Annotated in this window: 23 protein-coding genes; 11 read left to right on the forward strand and 12 right to left on the reverse strand. The window is 70.7% G+C overall.

The genetic code is table 11. The features are described from left to right. Positions 1-389: 389 nt before the first annotated feature. Both ACZ31C_RS12900 and ACZ31C_RS12905 read left to right on the forward strand, forming a co-directional pair. Positions 390-929 carry a hypothetical protein gene (locus tag ACZ31C_RS12900; protein WP_465795404.1) on the forward strand — a complete coding sequence of 180 codons (540 nt, stop codon included), beginning with the start codon at positions 390-392 and terminating at the stop codon, positions 927-929. Next, complete coding sequence (locus tag ACZ31C_RS12905) at positions 926-1276, forward strand: hypothetical protein (protein ID WP_465795405.1); 351 nt, start codon at positions 926-928, stop codon at positions 1274-1276. Before ACZ31C_RS12900 ends, ACZ31C_RS12905 begins: the two co-directional genes overlap by 4 nt. 39 nt (positions 1277-1315) lie before the next feature. Here the strand turns inward: ACZ31C_RS12905 and ACZ31C_RS12910 are convergent, their stop codons facing one another. From ACZ31C_RS12910 to ACZ31C_RS12920, 3 genes are all read right to left on the reverse strand, one after another. Next, complete coding sequence (locus ACZ31C_RS12910; protein ID WP_465795406.1) at positions 1316-1885, reverse strand: nucleosidase; 570 nt, start codon at positions 1883-1885, stop codon at positions 1316-1318. Positions 1886-1950: 65 nt separating this feature from the next. Further along, entirely contained in the window at positions 1951-2667 is a 717-nt protein-coding gene (locus tag ACZ31C_RS12915) for a hypothetical protein (protein WP_465795407.1), read from the reverse strand. 44 nt (positions 2668-2711) lie between these two features. Continuing rightward, positions 2712-4109, reverse strand: coding sequence for an aminotransferase-like domain-containing protein (locus ACZ31C_RS12920; RefSeq protein WP_465795408.1), 1398 nt, complete (start codon positions 4107-4109; stop codon positions 2712-2714). On the opposite strand from ACZ31C_RS12920, the gene ACZ31C_RS12925 reads away from it, so the two are divergent. Next, the gene (locus tag ACZ31C_RS12925; protein WP_465795409.1) at positions 4108-5025 is read left to right on the forward strand and encodes a DMT family transporter; all 918 of its coding nucleotides are present in this window, start codon (positions 4108-4110) and stop codon (positions 5023-5025) included. The genes ACZ31C_RS12920 and ACZ31C_RS12925 overlap by 2 nt on opposite strands. 387 nt (positions 5026-5412) lie before the next feature. Here the strand turns inward: ACZ31C_RS12925 and ACZ31C_RS12930 are convergent, their stop codons facing one another. Then, positions 5413-7260, reverse strand: a complete 1848-nt coding sequence (locus ACZ31C_RS12930; RefSeq protein WP_465795410.1) for a DNA/RNA helicase domain-containing protein — start codon at positions 7258-7260, stop codon at positions 5413-5415. Positions 7261-7481: 221 nt separating this feature from the next. Next, entirely contained in the window at positions 7482-7817 is a 336-nt protein-coding gene (locus ACZ31C_RS12935; RefSeq protein ID WP_465795411.1) for a nucleotide pyrophosphohydrolase, read from the reverse strand. 122 nt (positions 7818-7939) lie between these two features. On the opposite strand from ACZ31C_RS12935, the gene ACZ31C_RS12940 reads away from it, so the two are divergent. Both ACZ31C_RS12940 and ACZ31C_RS12945 read left to right on the forward strand, forming a co-directional pair. Next, positions 7940-8209, forward strand: a complete 270-nt coding sequence (locus ACZ31C_RS12940) for a hypothetical protein (RefSeq protein WP_465795412.1) — start codon at positions 7940-7942, stop codon at positions 8207-8209. A 170-nt stretch (positions 8210-8379) separates the two neighbouring features. Beyond that, the gene (locus tag ACZ31C_RS12945) at positions 8380-9201 is read left to right on the forward strand and encodes a hypothetical protein (protein WP_465795413.1); all 822 of its coding nucleotides are present in this window, start codon (positions 8380-8382) and stop codon (positions 9199-9201) included. Between the two features lie 73 nt (positions 9202-9274). Here ACZ31C_RS12945 and ACZ31C_RS12950 read toward each other — a convergent pair whose 3' ends face one another. Together ACZ31C_RS12950 and ACZ31C_RS12955 are read right to left on the reverse strand one after the other, a co-directional pair. Next, positions 9275-9469: a DUF397 domain-containing protein gene (locus tag ACZ31C_RS12950; RefSeq protein WP_465795414.1), complete on the reverse strand. Its 195-nt coding sequence runs from the start codon at positions 9467-9469 to the stop codon at positions 9275-9277. Further along, positions 9462-10349, reverse strand: coding sequence for a helix-turn-helix domain-containing protein (locus ACZ31C_RS12955; RefSeq protein WP_465795415.1), 888 nt, complete (start codon positions 10347-10349; stop codon positions 9462-9464). The genes ACZ31C_RS12950 and ACZ31C_RS12955 overlap by 8 nt, the downstream gene beginning before the upstream one ends. A 314-nt stretch (positions 10350-10663) precedes the next feature. On the opposite strand from ACZ31C_RS12955, the gene ACZ31C_RS12960 reads away from it, so the two are divergent. Next, positions 10664-10948, forward strand: a complete 285-nt coding sequence (locus ACZ31C_RS12960; RefSeq protein ID WP_465795416.1) for a DivIVA domain-containing protein — start codon at positions 10664-10666, stop codon at positions 10946-10948. Continuing rightward, entirely contained in the window at positions 10945-11196 is a 252-nt protein-coding gene (locus ACZ31C_RS12965) for a hypothetical protein (protein WP_465795417.1), read from the forward strand. Before ACZ31C_RS12960 ends, ACZ31C_RS12965 begins: the two co-directional genes overlap by 4 nt. 9 nt (positions 11197-11205) lie before the next feature. Here ACZ31C_RS12965 and ACZ31C_RS12970 read toward each other — a convergent pair whose 3' ends face one another. After that, positions 11206-11877: a TMEM175 family protein gene (locus ACZ31C_RS12970; protein WP_465795418.1), complete on the reverse strand. Its 672-nt coding sequence runs from the start codon at positions 11875-11877 to the stop codon at positions 11206-11208. A 184-nt stretch (positions 11878-12061) separates the two neighbouring features. Between ACZ31C_RS12970 and ACZ31C_RS12975 the strand changes: the two genes are divergently transcribed. From ACZ31C_RS12975 to ACZ31C_RS12985, 3 genes are all read left to right on the forward strand, one after another. After that, a complete protein-coding gene (locus ACZ31C_RS12975) occupies positions 12062-13678 on the forward strand; it encodes a flavin monoamine oxidase family protein (RefSeq protein ID WP_465795419.1) in 1617 nt (538 codons plus the stop codon). Positions 13679-13883: 205 nt separating this feature from the next. Next, positions 13884-14999 carry a WD40/YVTN/BNR-like repeat-containing protein gene (locus ACZ31C_RS12980; protein ID WP_465795420.1) on the forward strand — a complete coding sequence of 372 codons (1116 nt, stop codon included), beginning with the start codon at positions 13884-13886 and terminating at the stop codon, positions 14997-14999. Continuing rightward, on the forward strand, positions 14996-15304 hold the full coding sequence (locus tag ACZ31C_RS12985) for a MoaD/ThiS family protein (RefSeq protein ID WP_465795421.1): 309 nt from the start codon (positions 14996-14998) through the stop codon (positions 15302-15304). The genes ACZ31C_RS12980 and ACZ31C_RS12985 overlap by 4 nt, the downstream gene beginning before the upstream one ends. Before the next feature lie 33 nt (positions 15305-15337). Here ACZ31C_RS12985 and ACZ31C_RS12990 read toward each other — a convergent pair whose 3' ends face one another. Genes ACZ31C_RS12990 through ACZ31C_RS13005 form a run of 4 tightly spaced genes read right to left on the reverse strand, consistent with a single transcriptional unit; the run spans position 15338 to position 18592 of the window. After that, entirely contained in the window at positions 15338-15964 is a 627-nt protein-coding gene (locus tag ACZ31C_RS12990; RefSeq protein WP_350694505.1) for a response regulator transcription factor, read from the reverse strand. Continuing rightward, positions 15961-17163 (reverse strand): sensor histidine kinase, encoded by a 1203-nt coding sequence (locus tag ACZ31C_RS12995; RefSeq protein WP_465795422.1) that lies wholly within the window; start codon positions 17161-17163, stop codon positions 15961-15963. The genes ACZ31C_RS12990 and ACZ31C_RS12995 overlap by 4 nt, the downstream gene beginning before the upstream one ends. 11 nt (positions 17164-17174) lie before the next feature. Further along, positions 17175-17618: an ABA4-like family protein gene (locus tag ACZ31C_RS13000; RefSeq protein ID WP_465795423.1), complete on the reverse strand. Its 444-nt coding sequence runs from the start codon at positions 17616-17618 to the stop codon at positions 17175-17177. Continuing rightward, the gene (locus ACZ31C_RS13005; RefSeq protein WP_465795424.1) at positions 17615-18592 is read right to left on the reverse strand and encodes a hypothetical protein; all 978 of its coding nucleotides are present in this window, start codon (positions 18590-18592) and stop codon (positions 17615-17617) included. Before ACZ31C_RS13005 ends, ACZ31C_RS13000 begins: the two co-directional genes overlap by 4 nt. A gap of 169 nt (positions 18593-18761) precedes the next feature. On the opposite strand from ACZ31C_RS13005, the gene ACZ31C_RS13010 reads away from it, so the two are divergent. Beyond that, the gene (locus ACZ31C_RS13010; RefSeq protein ID WP_465795425.1) at positions 18762-19772 is read left to right on the forward strand and encodes a CehA/McbA family metallohydrolase; all 1011 of its coding nucleotides are present in this window, start codon (positions 18762-18764) and stop codon (positions 19770-19772) included. Positions 19773-19813: the final 41 nt, after the last annotated feature.

Here is a 19813-nt window from a genome sequence, read left to right on the forward strand (position 1 = left end):
GTCAGGCGAGGGGGCGGCGCTCGTCCGGCGTCGCGTGCCGGCCAGTACGCGACGGAGGCATCACTTCGTTTGCCCGCAGCCGATCGCCCCTTGCTTTCGGCCGCGCAAGTTGCTAAATCTCAGAGGCTCGATACGGCACCCTCCACTGAAGGGAGTCGATGGTGCCAGGGATCAGGACACAGGTCGTGTCAAGGCGCTTTACGTCGCCGAGATTCGTATGATCCGGCATCGGATCACCATTTCGGAAGCGCGGATCGGGGCACCATCCATATCGGTTTCGAGAACCGGGAATCACCCATCGACGGTGATGGGTCGTCATCTCGTCCACCTGGCGTCGCCCGTTCGTCAACCACCCCCGACCTCCGAGAACCCGTGAAGTGAGGACTCCGATGAATCGGCTCAACTCCCAGTACCACCGTCCGGCGCTGCTGCTCTTCCTCGTCATCGTGGTCGCGCACTGGGCCGAGCATCTCGTCCAGGCGTTCCAGATCTGGGGCCTGGGATGGACCCCTGCCGAGTCCCGTGGCGTCCTCGGGATGCCGTTCCCGTGGCTGGTCACGGAGGAGTGGATGCACTACGCCTACGCGCTGATCATGCTGGCCGGGTTCATCGCGCTGCGCCCCGGCTTTACCGGTACGGCGAAGACCTGGTGGACCGTCGCCCTGGGCATCCAGGTCTGGCACCACTTCGAACACCTGCTGTTGCTCATCCAGGTGCAGTCCGGCACCACGTTCTTCGGCCAGGCCGGGCCGGTGAGCATCGCCCAGCTCATCGTGCCCCGGGTCGAGCTGCATCTGTTCTACAACGGCATCGTCTTCCTGCCGATGGTCGTCGCCATGTTCCTGCACCGCCGCCCCGGGCCGGACGAGGCGGACGAGATGAACTGCACCTGCGCACCCCGCGAACTCACCGGCGCCGGCGTCTCATGAGATCGCGCCACCGGCGGTGGGGCCTCGCGGCGGGCGCGCTGATCGGCACCGTCGGGGTGGCGCTGGCGCTGCGTCAGGGCGAGCCGGGCGCACCACCGGTGGCGCCCTCGTCCGGTCACCAGCACGGTGCCCCGCCCGATCCGCTCACCAGCGCGGTGCTCGCCCTCAACGTGATGGTGCTGCTCGTGCTCGCGGTGCTGGCACGCTCGTGGCCGGCGGGCGTCCGCCGGACCGGTAAGACCCGATCGATGTGGCGCTACTCCGAGCAGGACCAGGAGACGCGGCCGGCCGACGAGGAGCCGTCGGCCGACCCGTCGACGACCTCGTCCCGATCGGAGCGACGATAGGGGCCGGGGCAGGATCGCACGGCACGGTCCGGGACACGGTCAGAGGTGGTCCCGGACCCAGCCGGCGAGCAGCCGCGCGCACTCGTCCACCGACTCCTTCCAGCTCCGGTCCGCCCCGGCACCGGCCTCGTCACTGACCTGCTTGACCAGCCGCACCGGGACGCCGAACCGCAGCGCCGTCGAGGCCACCGCGTAGCCCTCCATGTCCACCAACTGGGCGCGTGCGGCCAGTTCGGCGCGCGCCTCGTCGTCGGCGATGAACCGGTCGCCGGTCGCCAGCACCGGCCCGTCGCCGCCCAGCGCCAGCGGCGCCCCGACGCTCTGCCCGGTCAACCCGCGGAGGAACTCCGTGTCCAGGTCGTGCTGGAGCACACTGCCGACCTGGTGGGTGCCTGTCCAGTCGGGGTGCAACGCACCGGCCGTTCCGAGGTTGACTACCGCCGACGGCAGCGGGCCACGGGCCAGCGTCGCCGCCACCGCGACCGCCGCGTTCACCTTCCCCATCCCGGTGAGCAGCACCGGCAGGCGCGCATCGAGGTAGACGGCCTCCTCGGCGATGGCCAGGACGAGCAACGGACGGTCCGGGCTGATCGTTCCGCGAAGATCCATCCGGCGATGGTAGCGGCCGTCTGTGACCACCCCGTTGCCGGCGGCCACGGCCGGACGGGGAGCAGTCAGCGTGCCGCCACCGTGGCAGCGGCGGCGGCGAGCAGGGTCCGCAGCTCGGCGTGCGGAAACCCACCGGTTGCCGGGGCCCCACGGGTGCTGTAGAAGTCGCGCTTCTGCCCGTCCTCCTGGACGGCCCACCGATTGCCGGCCTCGTCGCTCTGCCAGAGCACGTGCTGACCACGGAAGTCCGCACCCTGGAGCCAGTCCGTCCCACGCGGCCAGTAGCCGTCCCACCCCGGCGGCCGCAACGAGGTGTACGCCGCCTCCACCGCCGCCACCGCCGCGTCCACGTCGTCGTCGGCGAAGACCGCGGCATACCGGCAGAGCAGCGCCAGCGGTGCCCCGGGATGCGAGTGGCCCGGATCGAGGGCGGCGATCGCCCGGCAGATCAGGTCGAGTTCCGACCAGCGCAGCGCGTACGGGTGCCAGTGCGCCAGATCGTCCCAGCCCAGCTCGGCCGGCTTGGCCGAGCCCGGCACGACGATCTCCAGACTGTGGAAGTCGATCCCGACGTCGGCGGTCAGCAGCAGGCGACATCCGTCGCCCACCTCGAACTCCGCGTCCGGGCTGTCGTCGTCCTCGTCGTCAGGTTCGTCATCGAGGTCGTCGTCGAGCAGGTCGCCGAGCCGGTCGGCGCCCGCGCCGTCCGCGTGGGCGAAGGTGTAACGAGCCCAGAACGAGGGACTGTGCAACGACTCGGACAGGGGTGCGGAGGTGGCCATCGCACGATTCTCGTCGAGCGGTACGACACGATGCGGGAGGGTGGTCACGCCACCGCGCGCAGCGCCCGAGCGAGTCGGCGGACGGCCTCGTCCATCACCTCGGGCGGGGCGGCGGCGTAGGTGAGGCGCAGGTGCGGCGCCGGTGGTTCCGCCGCGTACCAGGGGCGTCCGGGGAAGACGACGACCCCTTCGGCGGCGGCGGTCGCGGCCAGCGCCACGTCGTCGGTGCCGTCGGGCAGACGTACCCAGAGGTGCAGACCGCCGCGCGGCACGGGCTGCCCGGCCAGGTCCGGCAGGTGCCGACGCAGCGCGGCCAGCAGCGCTTCGCGACGGGTACGCAACGCGGTCCGCAGCGTCCGGCGGTGTCGCGCCCAGGCCGGTGCGGTGACGACCTCGATGGTGGCCTGCTGCAACGGCCCGGCGACGAAGAAGTCGTCGAGTAGTCGGGCCGCGCGCAGTCGGGCACCGGCCGGACCCCGTGCGCCGATCGCCGCGACCCGCAGACCGGGAGCGGCCGACTTGGTCAGCGACCGCAGATAGACGACGTGCCCGTGCGGGTCGTCGGCGGCCAACGGTGCCGGGGCCACCCCGTCGAGCGTGAGATCACGGGCGTAGTCGTCCTCGATCAGGAATGCTCCCGCGTCCCGTACCGCCTCGGCGACCGAGGTTCGCCGGTCGGCCGCCAACGTGGCACCGTGCGGGTTGGCGTGCAGTGGCTGGCAGTAGAACAGCCGCGCGCCGGTCCGGGCGAAGGCGGCGGCGAGCTGGTCGGTGCGTACGCCCTCGGTGTCGGCGGGCACCGGCACCACCCGCAGCCCGGCGGCCCGCGCGGCGGCCAGCGCACCCAGGTAGGTCGGCGACTCGACCAGCAGGGTGTCGCCGGGCGCGGCGAGCGCCCGCAACGCCGTCGACAACGCGGCCTGCCCGCCCGGACAGATCACCATGTCCTCGGCGCGCAACCCGGTGCCCGCCTCGCGGGCGAACCAGGCCCGCAGGTCCGCCCGCCCCTCGGTCGGACCGCGCTGCCACGCGGCGGGCTGCCGGGCGGCCCGCGCGAGCGCGGCACCGAGCGCGGCGGCTGGCTGCAACTCCGCGCCCAGGTACCCACCGGACAACGGGATCGCGCCATCCGGCGGTAACGCCAGTAACGCTTGCAACTCCTCCTCACCGGCCGGGCGAGGGCCGAGCGCCACCGTCTGCCAGGACAGGTCGGGTGTCGGTGGCTCGTCCGGTCGGGCGGCCACGAAGGTGCCTCGGCCGGACCGCGCCTCGATCAGCCCTTCGCCCACCAGCTGCCGGATGGCCTCGGCGACGGTGACCGGCGACGCGCGGTGCCGGGCGGTCAGCTCGCGCACCGACGGCAGCCGTGCGCCGGGCTCTGCGGTCGCCACCAGCCGCCGCAGGTCCAGGACAACGCGAGCGGATGCGTTATCGTGATCCATGAGAGCACAGAGTAGCGGTACTGTCCGCACGGCGATAACGGTGGACCGGCCGCTCGGCCTCGCCCTCGGCGCGCTCGGCGTCCTCGCCTTCTCCCTGTCACTGCCCGCGACCCGCGTCGCCGTGCAGCACCTCGACCCGTGGTTCGTCGCCTTCGGCCGGGCCGTCGGTGCCGCGCTGCTCGCCGGGGCGTACCTGCGACTCACCGCCGCCCCACCACCCACCCGCCGCCAGTGGCGACGCCTGGCGACCGTCGCCCTCGGCGTGGTCGTCGGGTTCCCGCTGTTCACCTCGCTGGCCCTGACCACCCAGACCGCCGCCCACGGTGCCGTCGTCGTCACCGTGCTGCCCGCGATGACCGCCGTGTTCGCGGTGCTGCGCGCCGGTGAACGCCCACCGAGGCGCTTCTGGCTCGCCGGTGCCGCCGGACTGCTCGCCGTCCTCGCCTTCCTCGTCGCCACCGGCACCGTGCACGGCGCCCTGTCCCTGGCCGACCTCTATCTGCTGGCCGCCGTCGTCCTCTGCGGCCTCGGCTACGCCGAAGGCGGCGCGCTCGCCCGCGAACTCGGCGGCGCCCGGACCATCTGCTGGGCCCTGCTGCTCGCGCTGCCGGTCACCCTGTCCGTCACCGCCGTCGCCGCCGTGACCCATCCGCCCACGGCCGACGCCGCCGCCTGGTCGGCCTTCGGCTACCTGACCACCGTCTCCATGTTCCTGGGCTTCTTCGCCTGGTACGCCGGACTGGCCCGGGGCGGCATCGCCCAGGTCGGCCAGATCCAACTCGCCCAGCCGGTGCTGACGTTGCTCTGGTCCGCACTGCTGCTCGCCGAGACCGTGAGCGCAGCGTCGATCCTCGCCGCGCTGGTCGTGCTGGTCTGTGTCGTGTGGACCCAACGCACCCGCGTCCCGGCCGGGTGAGCGGTCGTGGGCGGTCACGCAGCGGCCGGTGCCAACTCTGCCGGTGCTGTCTCTGTCGGGGGCACCGGCAGTGGCCTCGGTCGCGCGCCCATGCCACCGTGTCCGCGTCGGTTGCTGTCGAGCTGACCCGTTCGTGCTGTCGAAATCCAGGCCACACACTCCACATCGATCGGACCGAGGACCGCACGGCGGATGACCTCGTCCGGTCGCCATGCTGACCCCACCCGACGGGGACGAGGGCTTCGGCTGGATCCTGACCGGTGACACCGAACTGGCCGACCCTATCGGTCAGACCGAACGGGAACTGGCGGTCACGCTGGCCCGAGCCCTCGGCGTACGGGCGCTGGTCGACGACGTCGGCCCGCCTGACCGGGCCGACGTCAGCCGCTACCTCGGAGATTCAGCCAGACCCCCTGAACCGCCGCTGGCCGCGTCGATCTCGTCGGATTCGTACGTCGTCTCCACCGGACGTTGGATCTGGATCAGCGAGGCCAGGTAGTCGCGGGTCTCCGGGTCGGTGGAGTACAAGACGGTGCCCTTCATGCCGCGCGTCATGAGCACCTTGTAGGTGTTGCGGATCAGCCGGTCTGCCTCGTCGTCGGTGAGCGCCTTGCGGCTGCGGAACGCCGGGTCCTTCGACTCCACCCGATCGGTGACCAGGCGGCCGTCCCGAGCGACCAGATCCGGCCCGAGGATGACGCCCGACCACGCGTACTCGAAGCCCTGCGCCGTGTAGACGCAACCCACCTGGCCGAATCCGTTCGGATCGGTGGCCCAGAACGCGCTACCAGGTGCCTCGCCTACACTGCGGTCGCTCTTGACGTTCCACGGCCGCGCCCAGCCTCCGATCTGCACGTCCGCCACCAGGGAGTCGTCCGGGCGCGGGTCGCTCCACGGCCAGCAGTAGCCCGCCGACATGCGGGCGGTCTCCCCGGCGGCCTGGTGGCCGGACAGGAACGCCTCCATCTCCTCGGGTGACTCCGCCAGCCGCAGGTCGAACCGGCCGTCACCGGTCCAGACCGTGGGCGCTCCGCCGTCGAGGCCGAGCAGGTCGAGGACCCACTGCTCGTACGCGTCGCTGCCGCCGCACCGAAACTGGTCGTGCAGCCGAACGACCTCGACGTGCAGGTCGAGTTGCGCGGCGTACGCGGAGATGACCTCGACGTTGCCCAACTCGCCCGGCTTGACCACCTGGTGCTCGTCGAGCAGGAAGACCGGCACCCGTGCCGCCGCGATCAGCTCGTCGATCTGGGGGCGTGCCTTGTCCCGCTTGGCCTTGGGCGTGAACCGGTTGACCGACGTCTCCCGGATGCGGTGTGCCTCGTCGCAGATCAGGACGTCGAGCCCGTTGCGCTCGGCGGTCATGAAGCTGTTGAAGTAGCCGAACAGGTTCTTCAGTCGCGAGGAGCCCTTGCCGGCGTACTTGCGCAGGGTCTGGGTGAACGACCGGGAACCGGTGGCGTGCATGACCGACCGGCTCTGGCGGGCCAGCTCACCCAGGACCGACAGGGCGATCACGCTCTTCCCGCTGCCGGGACCGCCCGACACCACCACGACCGACTTGTGGTCCCCGGCACGGGATCGTTCCACGGCGTGCAGCACCAACTCGTACGCCAGACGCTGCTTGTCGATCAACGGGAAGTGCGACCGCTGCTTCAACTCGGCTGCCGCGTACGACAACAGGTGCTTGCTCGGTCGGACGGCGCTGGTGAGGAACCGGTCGGCGGCGGCCGCGCCCGACGTGGGGGCCAGGTGATTACGCAGGTAGTCGAGGAACTGGCCGCGCCGCTGCCTGGTGAAGATCCGGCTCTGCTCGGTGGGCCTGAGGCGGAACAGCTCCTCCACGTCCCGGTCGACGGCGTTGTGCAGGTACGCGGCACCCGCGATCGGGTTGCGTCTGCCGGAGAGCACGCCGAGGAAGTCGCCGAGGTACTCGCAGTAGCCACCGACCTGCACACCCGGATGCACACGCGGCTTGTGGACGTGCTCGACGAGCACCAGCCGGTCGGACCCCTCGAAGGACTCCGCCCGCGACCACTGCTTGAGTTCCACCACCACGTAGGAGTCTTCGTCGGTCTGTGGGTGCGTGCCGGCCAGGACCACGTCGACGCGCTTGCTGGTCAGTGGGAGTTGGTACTCGACGAGCATCTCGACCTGGCCGAGTCCGGCATCGACCAGATCCTGACCGAGCACCGGCAGGCTCCGCTCCCAGGATCTGCGTTCGGCTGCGCTCACCCTACGGCCGATCTGGTCGATGATGCGATCGGCGAGATCGCCGTTGGCGGCGTGACGGAGAAGCCCCTCGGCGGAGGTGCGGAACGTTGACAACACTTGCCCCCGGGCAGCACGAAATGATCGTGCGCATGGGGGGCGTGTCCGGTCGCCGCCGGAAGCCCGTCGTTACGCGCCTGTACGCGCCGGACTTTAGCGGAGAGATCATTTCTCCGCACGCACCGCTACCGCTTGGCCGCCGAACCCTTCGCCTCGCTGACGGGATAGCGGGTGGCGACCTCGGTGAGCTTGTCCCGGGCGGCGTCCTCCAGGTCGATGTCGAGGACGTCCGCGAGTCGCGTCAGGTAGATCATCACGTCGCCGATCTCCGCGCGTACGCGGGCACCCGCCTCGGCGTCGGCCATGACCACGCTCGCCTGCTCAGGGGTGAGCCACTGGAACTCGGCCAGCAACTCGCCGACCTCGCCCGCGAGGGCCATGGCGAGGTTCTTGGGCGTGTGGAACTGCTGCCAGTCCCGTTCGTCGGCGAAGGCACGTACCCGCTCGGTCAGGTCTTTCACCGAGGCATGCTCTCACGGCCGACCGCACGTAACAGGAACGCTTGACGACGAGCCCACACTTGTCTGGACCCATACCGTCGCCCCCCTACAGATCGACAAGGCCGCTTCGGAGGAGGATCGAGATGCGAGAGATCACCGTTCAGCTCAGAGGACGTGTTGAGCCCGAGCAGTACGCCGACATCGTCAATGCCATCTGGATGCAGTTAAAGGCGATCGATTGTGATTTCACCGTCACGCCAGATGACCAGGTTGACCCGGCTGAACTCGACGAACGCTGGGACGACTACAGCAAGGTGTCCTGGGAGAAGGGTGGTCGAGGCGGCACGCCGCAGGCCGTGTCGGCCGGGGCCGCCCAGACAGTCACCCGGACTTGTCGCACCCCGAGTAAGTAACGAAGCCGGTGCGAGCCAACAAGAGGGCGGGAACCAATGACCTGCCCATCGAACGCGCCTGTGTCAACTGCGGCCAGGCCGTCCACGGTCGGGCCAACTCGCGGCATCGTGGCCCCGACGTCGCCTGGTTCGTGCACTGCCACCCATGTGCTGCCCTGGTCGAAAACCAGATGGAACCGCTCGAAGTGCTGTCGGGGGGAGCCGTCGACATCCACCAGTGTCGTGCCTGCGGTTCTCAGCGCGTCTGCCGGAAGGGCTGGCGGACCCGGTGCCACGTCTGCTTGGACGAGCGGACGGCCGGCCCGGCCCTCGCGGCCGGTGAGCAGTTGTTGTCCCGGCTCCTGTACGAAACTGCCCTCGCGGACCAGGTTCGCCGGCTGTCTGACCTCAACGCGGCGGAGGTCATTTCCGTCCGGGTCGCTGCCGAGTTCCAGGCGGCGATCGCGCTCGGCGAAGAGCTTGATCGGTGTCGCCGTGACGGCTGGACCGATGTAACCGGAGATGTGCACGGCCTCCCATGGTTCGGCGGACGGCGAGGCACCTCCTCCCACGGAACTTGGGGCGTCCATGCCGGCTGTGGCGCATGGCAGCGTATTCGTGGACAGAGCTGTCCAGAGTGCCCACCGGAGCCGGGGGACCGATCGTTCGCTGCCCTGCGGGACACCTCCTACCTGCTATACCTAGTGCGGCATCGCGGGTTGCTGAAGTTCGGCGTCGGCGGCGCGCACCGGGTGCGGCAGCATCTGCTGGCGGGGGCGGAGGTGGTGGAGGTTGTCGAGGGTCGTCATGCTGATGTCATCATCGCCGAGGCAATTCTGAAGCGGCAGAAACGGGAGGCGGCGGTACCACTCAGGTTCTGGCGTACCCGGCGAATGCCGACCTCGTTCGGGGCTGGCACAGAGGTGGTACGGGCCAACACTGGTATCTGCCTCGCAGAGGTCCTGACGGGCGGCCGAGACGTCACCGACCGCTTCGCACGTCGTATCCGGTAGTGCATCGAGATAGGGCATCGACGATGCAATGCTTCGGGCGGGTGCCCCGCGCTACTCGTCGCTCGGGGCGGAATCAGGATGCCTTCCGGGACGTACGGACGAAGGCGTTCCAGGCGGCGGGGGAGAAGGTGAGGGCGGGCCCGGCCGGGTTCTTGGAGTCGCGTACGGCGACGAGGCCGGGGAGGTTGTCGGCCACCTCGACGCAGTCGCCGCCGTTGTCGCCGCTGCGGGTGCTCTTGCGCCATACGGCGCCGGTCAGGTCAGTCATGCCGCATCTCCCCGATGAGCCTCTTGATCATGTCCTTCGATTCTGCCTCGCCGAGGGTGAGGTCTACCAGACCTTTCCAGGTGTCCTCATAGGCCCGAAGTTCATCAGGCTTGTCGAGGTAGAGCGCCCCGGTGAGCGACTCGCTGTAGACGACCGACGGTTCGGGAAGAGTCCGGCCGTTGTTGGTCGCCGGGAAGTCCAGGATCACGAACGAGCCGGCCACTGCTCCGGGGTGCGGTCCGGCTGCCAGCGGAGCCACCCGCACGGAGACGTTCGGTAGCTCCGAGACATCGAGCAGGTGATTGAGTTGTCCACCCATCACCTCGCGGCTGACGACCATGCGGCGAAGCACTGCCTCGGAGAGCACCGCGTCCAGCCGTGGCGGCTGCGGCAGCCGGCGCTTGAGTAGGGCCTGTCGTTGCAAGCGAAGATCCACGGCTCGCTCGCGTTCTTCGGCGTTCAACCGGCTGCCAGGACGGTAGAGCCCGAGCGCATAGTCGCGCGTCTGGAGGATGCCGGGAACCAGGGATTCGTCGTAGCGGCGCAGGTGGGCGGCGGCGGATTCCAGGCCGACGTACAGCTCGAACCAGCTCGGCACCGCGTCGCCGTACGCGTGCCACCAGCCCTTGGACTTCGTCTCGGCGGCCAGCCCGCGCATCGCGTCGGTCATCTCCGGCGACACGCCGTACAGCTCGCACATGGCCTTGACGTCGAGGATCCGGACTGACCCCATGCCGCATTCGAGGCGCCAGATCTTCTGCCGGCTGTACTCCAGCGCCTCGGCGGCGGCGTCGAGGGTCACCCCGGCCTCGTTGCGGTACTGGCGCAGCAGTCGGCCGAGCTGGCGGCGCGGCACGGTTGATCCGATGTCCTCGGGCATTCGCACACTCCCTGGTTCCGGTACGCAACACTGCGTCACCCGTCTCTGTAACTCATAGGGGTTCCGACAAAGAAAGTCAATGCATAAGCGCGAAATCCAGCCTTGGAACGTTGCGAACCAATTGCGGAGTGTCGCAGGATGACCACAGCGCGGCGGCCGGACGATCCCCCCGGACGGCCGCCGCAGCGCACATCCCCCGTTGACCAGCCCTGGTGCCGTACTGCGCAGTGAAGCTGCGGTGTCAGGGCGGGGTGGGTCGCCCGCCGGGGTGGGTGGGCGACCCACTCCATCCAAGACGTGGAAAGGCAGGCGACATGCCGAATCAGCGACCCTTTCCGGCTGGTGGGGCGACCTATCGCTCCGCCGAGTACGCCGGTCTGTTGCCCTGGCAGGTGCGTGGGCGCCGATTCCGTCGCGCCCGGCTCGGGCGGCGTGGCCTGGCGGCTGACGAGGTGTATGCGTTCCTGGACCGCGTCGCCGGTGACCTGGGCGCCCTGCGCGACGCGCTCGCCGAGAGTCGCCGCGAGACCGCCCGAGTCAAGGGCGCACTGCGCGACTGGCAGTCCGCGCAGGCCCGGGCTCGGGGCTACGACCGGTGAGCCGGCGGTACGTCATCCACCTGCCCGTGGTCGCCGCCGACCTGCCCACCGCGCAGCGGTTGGCCCGGGTGATCGGCCGCTGGACACTGATCATGCCGTGGGCCGACCCGGCCGAGACCACCGTCTCGGCCGAGGACGCCCAGGGCGTACGCCATCGGGTCTTCTGCGACCTGCCGCTGCCCGGCGGCCGGCGTTGCCTGCTGCACGCCGACCACGACGGCCGCTGCGCCCGCCGCCTGCATCGGTAGGCGTCGACCTCATTCACAGTCGCGGGTCGAGGGCGCTCTGGTGAGTCGGGCGGCGATGGCCTGCGCCAAGGGTAGGCCGATGAGTACCAGCAGGCCGGCGGTCGGCGAGGCGAGCGCGGTCAGGGTGGCGGCGGCGAAGGTCACGCAGAGCGCGACCGGCGCGGCCAGGGTCCGCGCGCTCGACTGACTCTTCGGGGCGCGCAGGTGGGGGTGGCGGTCGACCCACCATGCCTGGGTCAGCGCGAGAAGGCTGATGAGCAACATGTTGCTGAGATAGAGCACCGCCGAGTCGGTGCGCAGGTGTGTCTCGACGAAGAGTCGCGCGGTGGGGAACGGCAGGAAGACCACTGCCATCAGCCATGCCGTGTTGAGCAGCACGAGGGGCTCGTCGTAGTCGACGAGCTGTTCGTAGAGGTGCCGGTGGGTTCGCCAGAACAGCGCGATGACCAGGAATGACACCGCGAAGGAGAGAATGTCTCCGAGGTGTGCGGCGAACAGTTCGGCCACCGACTGCCGAGCCGTGCTCGCGTCGGCGAAGTTGACCAGGGGGAGCGCCAGCAGGGTCAGCGCGATCGCCACGGCCCCGTCGGTGAAGGCGGCGGTGCGTTGGAGGGTGCGCTGCCGCCGTTCCCGGAAGTCGGGAACCTGCCGTGGGTCGGCGCAGCCGGCGTCCTCGTTCATGCCCTGATTGTGGCGAATCGGACATCCGTTGGTGTCGCGCTTCCTCGCCTTGCCGTGGCGGGAGCGCGGAATGCTTGGTGTGCGCAAGAGTGCGGTGACCGGTCGGGCGGGTGTTACCAACGGGCTACGTCGATGAAACACGCCACTGAGATCGTCGTCCATCGATCTGGCGAGGGAGGCGGCAATGACGACACCCACCACGCGACGGCAGTTCCTCCAAGCGGTCGGGGTCTCCGGCGGCGCCGGGGTGCTCTACGGGACGATGGGCGCGCTCGGGTTGGCACCCGCCGCGCAGGCCGCGCCGCCGTTCCGGGCGCCGAACCGGTCGGACTTCACGCTGACCGGCCGGTCCGCGACGTCCGTCGTCGTGCTCGGCGCGGGCATCGCCGGACTGACCACGGCGTACGAACTCGGCAAGGCGGGTTACCGGGTGACCGTGCTGGAGGCGCGGAGCCGCCCGGGTGGGCGTAACTGGACGGTGCGGGGTGGCACCAGCGAGACCGATCTCGACGGGCACACCCAGCGCGCCCGGTTCACCGGTGGGCAGTACATGAACGCCGGTCCGGCGCGGATCGCCCAGCACATGGTGACCATGGACTACTGCCGGGAACTGGGCGTCCCGGTCGAGATCTTCGGCAACCAGAACGCGGACGGCTACTACTACAACGAGGACGTCGGTCCGCTCTCCGGCACGCCGATCCGGCACCGTGAGGCGAAGGCGGACGTCTACGGGTACGTCTCCGAACTGCTCGCCAAGGCCACCGACCAGGGTGCGCTCGACGGGCAGCTCACCGCCGACGACAAGGAACGGCTGTTGGAGTTCCTGCGCGGGTTCGGTGCGATCGGCGGCCGGGTGGCGGGGAACCCGGCGGCGAGTTGGCGGTACGCGGGCACCAACCGCCGGGGCTACCTGGTGGAGCCGGGCGCGGGCAACGAGACGGGTACGCCGAAACTGACCCCGCACTCCCTGCCGGACGTGCTGGCCAGCGGCGTCGGACGGTACTTCTCCTTCGAGTTCGGTTACGACCAGGCGATGCTGATGTTCCAACCGGTCGGCGGCATGGACCGCATCGCGTACGCCCTGGAGGAGGCCGTGGGGCGCGGACGGATCAGCTACGGTGCGGAGGTGCGGTCGATCTCGAACACCGGCTCCGGTGTCTCGGTCGTCCACGCCGGACCCGGCGGTCGGGTGCGGACCGTCACCGCGGACTTCTGCGTCTGCACGATTCCGCCGCCGGTGCTGGCGAGGATCCCGTCGAACCTGTCCCCGCCGGTCCGGGCCGCCCTCGGCTACGCGGTGCCGACCGCCACCGGCAAGATCGGGTTGCAGTACCGGCGGCGCTGGTGGGAGCAGGACGAGAACATCTACGCCGGCATCACCAACACCAACCTGGACCTGTCCGCGATCTGGTACCCGTCCTACGGCTACCACGGCGCGAAGGGCCTGGTCATCGGCTACTACAACTTCGGTGCCAACGCCCAGTCGTACGCGGCCCTGCCGCCCGCCGAGCGGGAGGCCCGCGCCGTCGCCCAGGGGGTGAAGATCCACGGCGAGGCGTACCGCAGCGAGGTGGAGGCGTCGTTCTCGGTGGCCTGGGAGCGGACCCGCTACAGCGAGGGCGGCTGGATGTCCTGGCCCTCGCGGACCAGCGGCGGGCACTACGGGCGTCTGCTGGAGCCGGACGGTCGGGTCTACTTCGCCGGTGACCACCTCAGCCACTACATCGCCTGGCAGGCCGGTGCCTTCGAGTCGGCCCGCAAGGTGGTGTCCGACCTGCACGCCCGCGTGATGTCGAGCTGAGCTGTCCGACCCCTCCTCGTCAGCCCGCCGGGCGGACGAGTGCCGCGCCCGCCGGGCGGATCCTGTCGTACCCGGCGGGTATGACCGTCAGTGAACGGTCCGGCGTGGCAATCGGGGTTCATCGGACACGACAGGAGAATGGCGACATGGCCACACGACAAAGAACAACACACCAGGTCGGCACGAAGCGCCGGGGAGAGCCGCGATGACCGGTGTACGGGTGCTGGTCGGCACCCGCAAGGGCGCGTTCGTGCTCACCTCGGACGGTCGACGCGCCGACTGGACGGTCGACGGGCCACACTTCGGCGGCTGGGAGATCTTCCACCTCACCGGCTCACCGGCCGACCCGGACCGGCTCTACGCCTCGCAGTCCGGCGGCTGGTTCGGGCAGTTGATCCAGCGCTCCGACGACGGCGGCAAGACGTGGGCCACCGTCGGCAACGACTTCGCGTACACCGGCGAGGTCGGCGAGCACCTCTGGTACGACGGCACGCCGCGCCCGTGGGAGTTCAAGCGGATCTGGCACCTGGAGCCGTCCCGCGACGACCCGGACACGGTCTACGCCGGTGCCGAGGACGCCGCCCTCTACGTCTCAGCCGACGGCGGCCAGAAGTGGACCGAGCTGACCGCGTTGCGGACCCACCGGACCGGCCCGTCGTGGCAGCCGGGTGCGGGTGGCCTGTGCCTGCACACGATCATCCTGGACCCGGTGCACCCCGGCCGGATCTACACCGCCATCTCGGCGGCGGGCGCGTTCCGCAGCGACGACTCGGGCGCGAGCTGGCTGCCGATCAACAAGGGCCTGCGGTCGGGGGAGATCCCCGACACCGACGCCGAGGTGGGCCACTGCGTCCACCACATCACCCAGCACCCGTCGCGGCCGGACACGCTGTTCATGCAGAAGCACTGGGATGTGATGCGCAGCGACGACGCCGGTGCGAACTGGCGTGAGATCAGCGGCGACCTGCCGTCGGACTTCGGGTTTCCGATCGCGGTGCACGCGCACGAGCCGGAGACGATCTACGTCGTACCGATCAAGAGCGACTCCGAGCACTACCCGCCGGAGGGGCGGTTGCGGGTCTACCGCAGTCGCACCGGCGGCGACGAGTGGGAGCCGCTGACCGACGGGCTGCCGCAGTCCCACTGCTACGTCAACGTGCTGCGGGACGCGATGGCGGTCGACACGCTCGACGAGTGCGGCATCTACGTCGGCACCACCGGCGGACAGGTCTACCACTCGGCGGACAGCGGCGACACCTGGGCGCCGATCGTCCGGGACCTGCCACCGGTGCTCTCCGTGGAAGTCCAGGTGTTGCCGTGATCCGGGTCGTCCTCCCGGCCCACCTGAAGACCCTCGCCCGGGTCACCGGCGAGGTGCGCCTGGAGGTGGCCGGTCCGGACGGCGGGCCGGCCACCCAGCGGCTGGTGCTGGACGCGTTGGAGGCGCGCTACCCGATGCTGCTCGGCACCATCCGGGACCGGCACAGCGGCAAACGTCGCGCCTTCGTCCGCTTCTACGCCTGCGAGGAGGACCTCTCCCACTCCCCACCCGACGCACCGCTGCCCGAGGCGGTGCTCACCGGCGCGGAGCCGTACATCGTCCTGGGCGCGATGGCCGGGGGATAGCCGCCCTCCGCGATGACCGGGGGACAGCGGGGCTCACAGCCCACGGGCGAACAGCGCCAACCGTACCCGGTTGGGGCTGCCGGTCTTGGTCATCAGGCTGGTGATGTGGGTCTTCACCGTGGTCACACCGATGTGCAGGCGCTCGCCGATCTCCGCGTTGGACAGTCCCTCCGCGACCAGGTCCAGCACGTCCTGCTCCCGAGTGGTCAGGCCGTCGACCGGTGCCGGGGTCTCGGCGCGGGCGTGCACGGCCCGGGTCACCAGACGTCGCAGCACGTCCTGGCTGAACGGGCTGTCGCCGACGGCGGCCCGTCGGACGCCGTCCAGCAGTTCGGTGGGCGGTGCGTCCTTGAGCAGGAAACCGCAGGCACCGGCGGTGAGCGCCGGATAGAGATGGTCGTCGTCGCCGAACGTCGTCAGCACCAGCACCCGGGTGGCGGGCCGGTCGGCCAGGATGCGGCTGGTCGCGGTGATCCCGTCGACGCCTGGCATGCGCAGGTCCATCACCACCACGTCGGGCACCAGCCGCGCGGCCATCGTGATCGCCTCGCGGCCGTTGTCGGCCTCACCGACCACCTCGATGTCGGGCTGCGCGTCGCAGAGCATGCGCAACCCGGCGCGGATCAGATGCTGGTCGTCCACCAGCAGCACACGGATCATGACGCCTCCCTCGCCTGCGGCACGTCACGGTCCGGCGTGGCGGGCAGGACCGTACGGACCCGCCAGCCGCCGCCGGTCGGCCCGGCTTCCAGGTGGCCACCGAGGACCTCGACCCGTTCCCGCATCCCGGTGATGCCGTGGCCGCCGCCCGCCGGCACCGTGGTCGGCACCGCGCCGCGCCCGTTGTCCGTCACCTCCAGGTGCACCGCGCCGTCGACCACGCTGACGCTCAGCCGGGCCAGCGCGGCGGCACCGGCATGTTTGGCGACGTTGGTCAGCGACTCCTGGGTCAGTCGCAGCACCGCCAGACCCCGGACCGCGTCGAGTGCCGCGACCGCCGGGTCGACCTCCGCCTCCACCGTCACCCCGGCCTGACGGGCCCGGTCCACCGCCGCGCCGATGGCCGCCGGGACCGCCGACGGTTCGATCGCGGTGAGTGCCGCGTCGCCGCGTACGCCGTCCGGGTCGCGCAGCACCGCGACCAGTCGGCGCAGGTCGGCCAGGGCGGCGCTGCCGGTGCCGTGCACGTCGTCGAAGACCTCGTCCACCCGTGGATCCAGGTCGGTCAGCACGTGCCGGGCCACCCCGACCCGCAGCACCATCGACGCCACGTGGTGCGCGACGACGTCGTGCAGTTCCCGCGCGATGGCGCTGCGCTCGTCGGCCCGGGCGGCGCGGCTCTCCGACTCGCGCCGCCGCTGCTCCTCCTCGGCGCGTTGCTGCGCCTGCCGGCCCAGCTCCTGCGTGGTCCGGATGACCAGGCCCAGCAGCACCGGCACGCCGACGTCCACCAACAGCCCGGACGCCGCGGAGAGCAGCCACTCGACCGGTTCGCCCCGTACGCCGGTCAGGTCGACCAGGGCCAGCAGGCCGGTGCCCCACCAGACCGTGCGGGTCCGGCTCGCCCGCACGGTCAGCTCCAGCAACGCCCACCCGGCGCCCACCTGGTTGATCATCACGTCGTCGATGACGTGGATCGCGACCGCCAGCAGCGCCACCTGCACCAGCAGGTTGCCCACCAGCCGGCGGAACAGCAGCAGTCCGGCGGTGAAAGCGGCCACCGCGAGGACCAACTGCGTGGTGGTGGGCGTACCGGCGTGCAGCCCACCGAAGGAGAGGTAGAAGATGCCCGCGATGATGACCAGGGCCATCCGCACGCGGGCGTCCCGCGCGTCGAACAAGCGACCCAGCCATCCCACGGTGACCAAGCCTAGGCCCTGCTGTCCGACGGCGAGATCGGCCGTGTCCAGCGGGTACGCACCGCCAGATAGACGGCCAGCCCGATCGGCCCGAGCAGGATCGTCGACACCAGCACCGGCGCCATGACCAGCGTGGGCACCCGCCGCTCCCGGCTGTCCCGCCACGCCCACGCCCCGACGAACAGGTCGAACGCGATCATGTGCGCCCAGGCCGCCGCCGCACCGTCGTCGGTGCCGAGCAGGTCACGGATGCCCTCCAGGGTCGGCGAGGCCACCGCCGGCAGCACGTCGCCCAGCGCGGGGAGCACCAGCACCGTGTAGATCACCAGCACCGGTGCCACGATCAGTGGCGAGGCGATGATCCGGCTGGTCATGTGCCAGCGCGGCAGCAGGATCATCAGCGCCCAGAAGGGCGCGGCCAGCGCGAACGTCAGCGTGAACAGGGCGCCGGTCACACCGTCACCTCGACCCGCTCGGTGTCGGCCTGCTCCGGACCGTCGGCGGGCGCTGCCACCGGCTCGGGTCGACGTCGCCGCACGAGCACCGCACCGACGGCGACCACGGTCGCGGCCAGCAGCGCCACGGCAGCGCCCAGGGTCAGCGCGTCCGGATCCAGCAGCGGCTGCCCGCGCAGCGCCTGCCAGGCCAGCAGCAGCGTCCCCACGCCGTACGCCGCACCGGCGACCACCAGCAGCCGCACCTGGTCACGCTGATCCAGTCGCTCGTTGCGGAACCGACCCAGCAGCAGCGCCAGGACCGGCAGCACCTGCAACGCGTGCATGCCCACGAAGTGCGGGATCCGCAGGTCCCCACCGGTGGTGCTCCAGCCCAGGATCGGCAGACCGGGGCCGCCGTCCGGCACGCCGACACTGTGCGCCCCGGCGATCCCGGCGACAGCCGATTCCGCGCCGTTCATCGTCATCGGGACCGCAGTCAGCATGCCGAGCAGCGTCAGACCCAGACCCAGCCCCACCGCGTACCGGCCGACCCGGTCGGGGATCGGTCGCCGCAGCACCGCCACACCGATGACTATGTGCGCGACCATCAGCACGTTGATCGCTATCCCCATCGCCTGCCAGAGGGCGGCGTTCAGCGGGCTGCTCACGTTGAAGTGGCTGGTGGTGCCGCGCAGCACCTGCCCGACGATGATCGTCATCTCCACCACCCCCATGGCGACGATGACGGTGCCGGCCCATTCCGCGACCCGGCTGCGCCGGGGCAGCAGGGTGAGCATCCAGGCCAGGGTGGCGCCGTACAGCATCAACGAGACGGAGAACTTCAACGGCTTGAGCCAGATCGGCGCGCCGGTCAGGACCCGGGGATCGGCGAAGACACCGACGGCGCAGACGACGGCGAGGACCGCCATCGCCGAGACGAAGACCAACAGGGGACGGTGCCAGGGTGCCCGAAGGGGCATCGCGGGAGTCATGTCCTGATGCTGTTCGGGCGGCGACCCGGAAGCGCCCGACCAGCGGCCCCACCTGCGGCCGTCGGTCCGAGCGGCGTCTCCTACCCAGGTCGGAGGTGGCTCCCGTACCTCCGGCCAGAGCCGGGGGAGTGCCCCCTGCCGCGGACGCGATCCGCGTACGCTGCCGGGCATGGTCACCCGACCGGACGCCGCACCCCGCTTTCCGGCCCTGCGGGCGACGGGCCGGGGTCCGGCCTGGTACCGGGGCGACTGTCATCTGCACTCGACGCTCTCCCACGGCGCGGATCTGAGCGTGCCGCAGCTCGCGACGGCGGCCCGCGCGCTCGGGCTGGACTTCGTCGCCACCACCGAACACGACACGGTCCGTGGCCATGCGCAGTGGGCCCCACCCCACTCCGGCGACGATCTGCTGGTGATCCTCGGGCAGGAGGTCACCACCCGCACGGGCCACTGGCTGGCCCTCGGCCTCCCACCGGAGCAACACGTCGACTCCGGCTACGGCATCCGCGACGACACCATCGAGCGCCACCTGCACCGGGTACGCCGCACCGGCGGACTGTGCGTGCTGGCCCACCCGTACGCGCCGTACCCGTCGGGGACGTCTGCCTACCCGTACCGCTGGTTCGACGCGGTGGAGGTGTGGCACGGCCTCTGGTCCTCGGACCTGCCGTGGAACGCCGACAACGAGGCCGCCCTGGCCGAGTGGGGACGCACCCTGGCCCACGATGTCCACCGGGGACGTTGGCGCCCGGCGGTCGGCAACAGCGACACCCACCTCGCCGGCCAGCTCGGCACACCGCACACCGTCGTGTTCGCGCAGGATCTGAGCATCGAGGCGATCCTCGCCGGCCTCCGCCAGGGCCGCAGCTGGCTCGCCGAGTCGACGCGCGTCCACCTTGAGGTCGAGGCGTCGACCGCCGACCGCGTCGCCGCCGTCGGCGAACACCTACCCACCGGCGGTGAGCAGGTCACGGTACGCGTCCAGGTGTCCGGCGTACCCTCCGGTGTCGTCACCCTGCACACCGAACGCGGCACCGTGCACCGCGAGGCGCTGTCTCCCGACGGAACAGGTACGGCCCGGTGGCACACCACGGCGGACGAGGCCGGCTACGTCCGCGTCGAGATCCGCCACCCCACCCGCCAGATGGCCGCCCTCACCAACCCCATCATCCTGACCTGAGGCGCCATCGTTGCAAGCGCTCAGCACCGAACGCATGACGG

It is taken from the genome of Micromonospora sp. NPDC023869, from assembly GCF_055559695.1.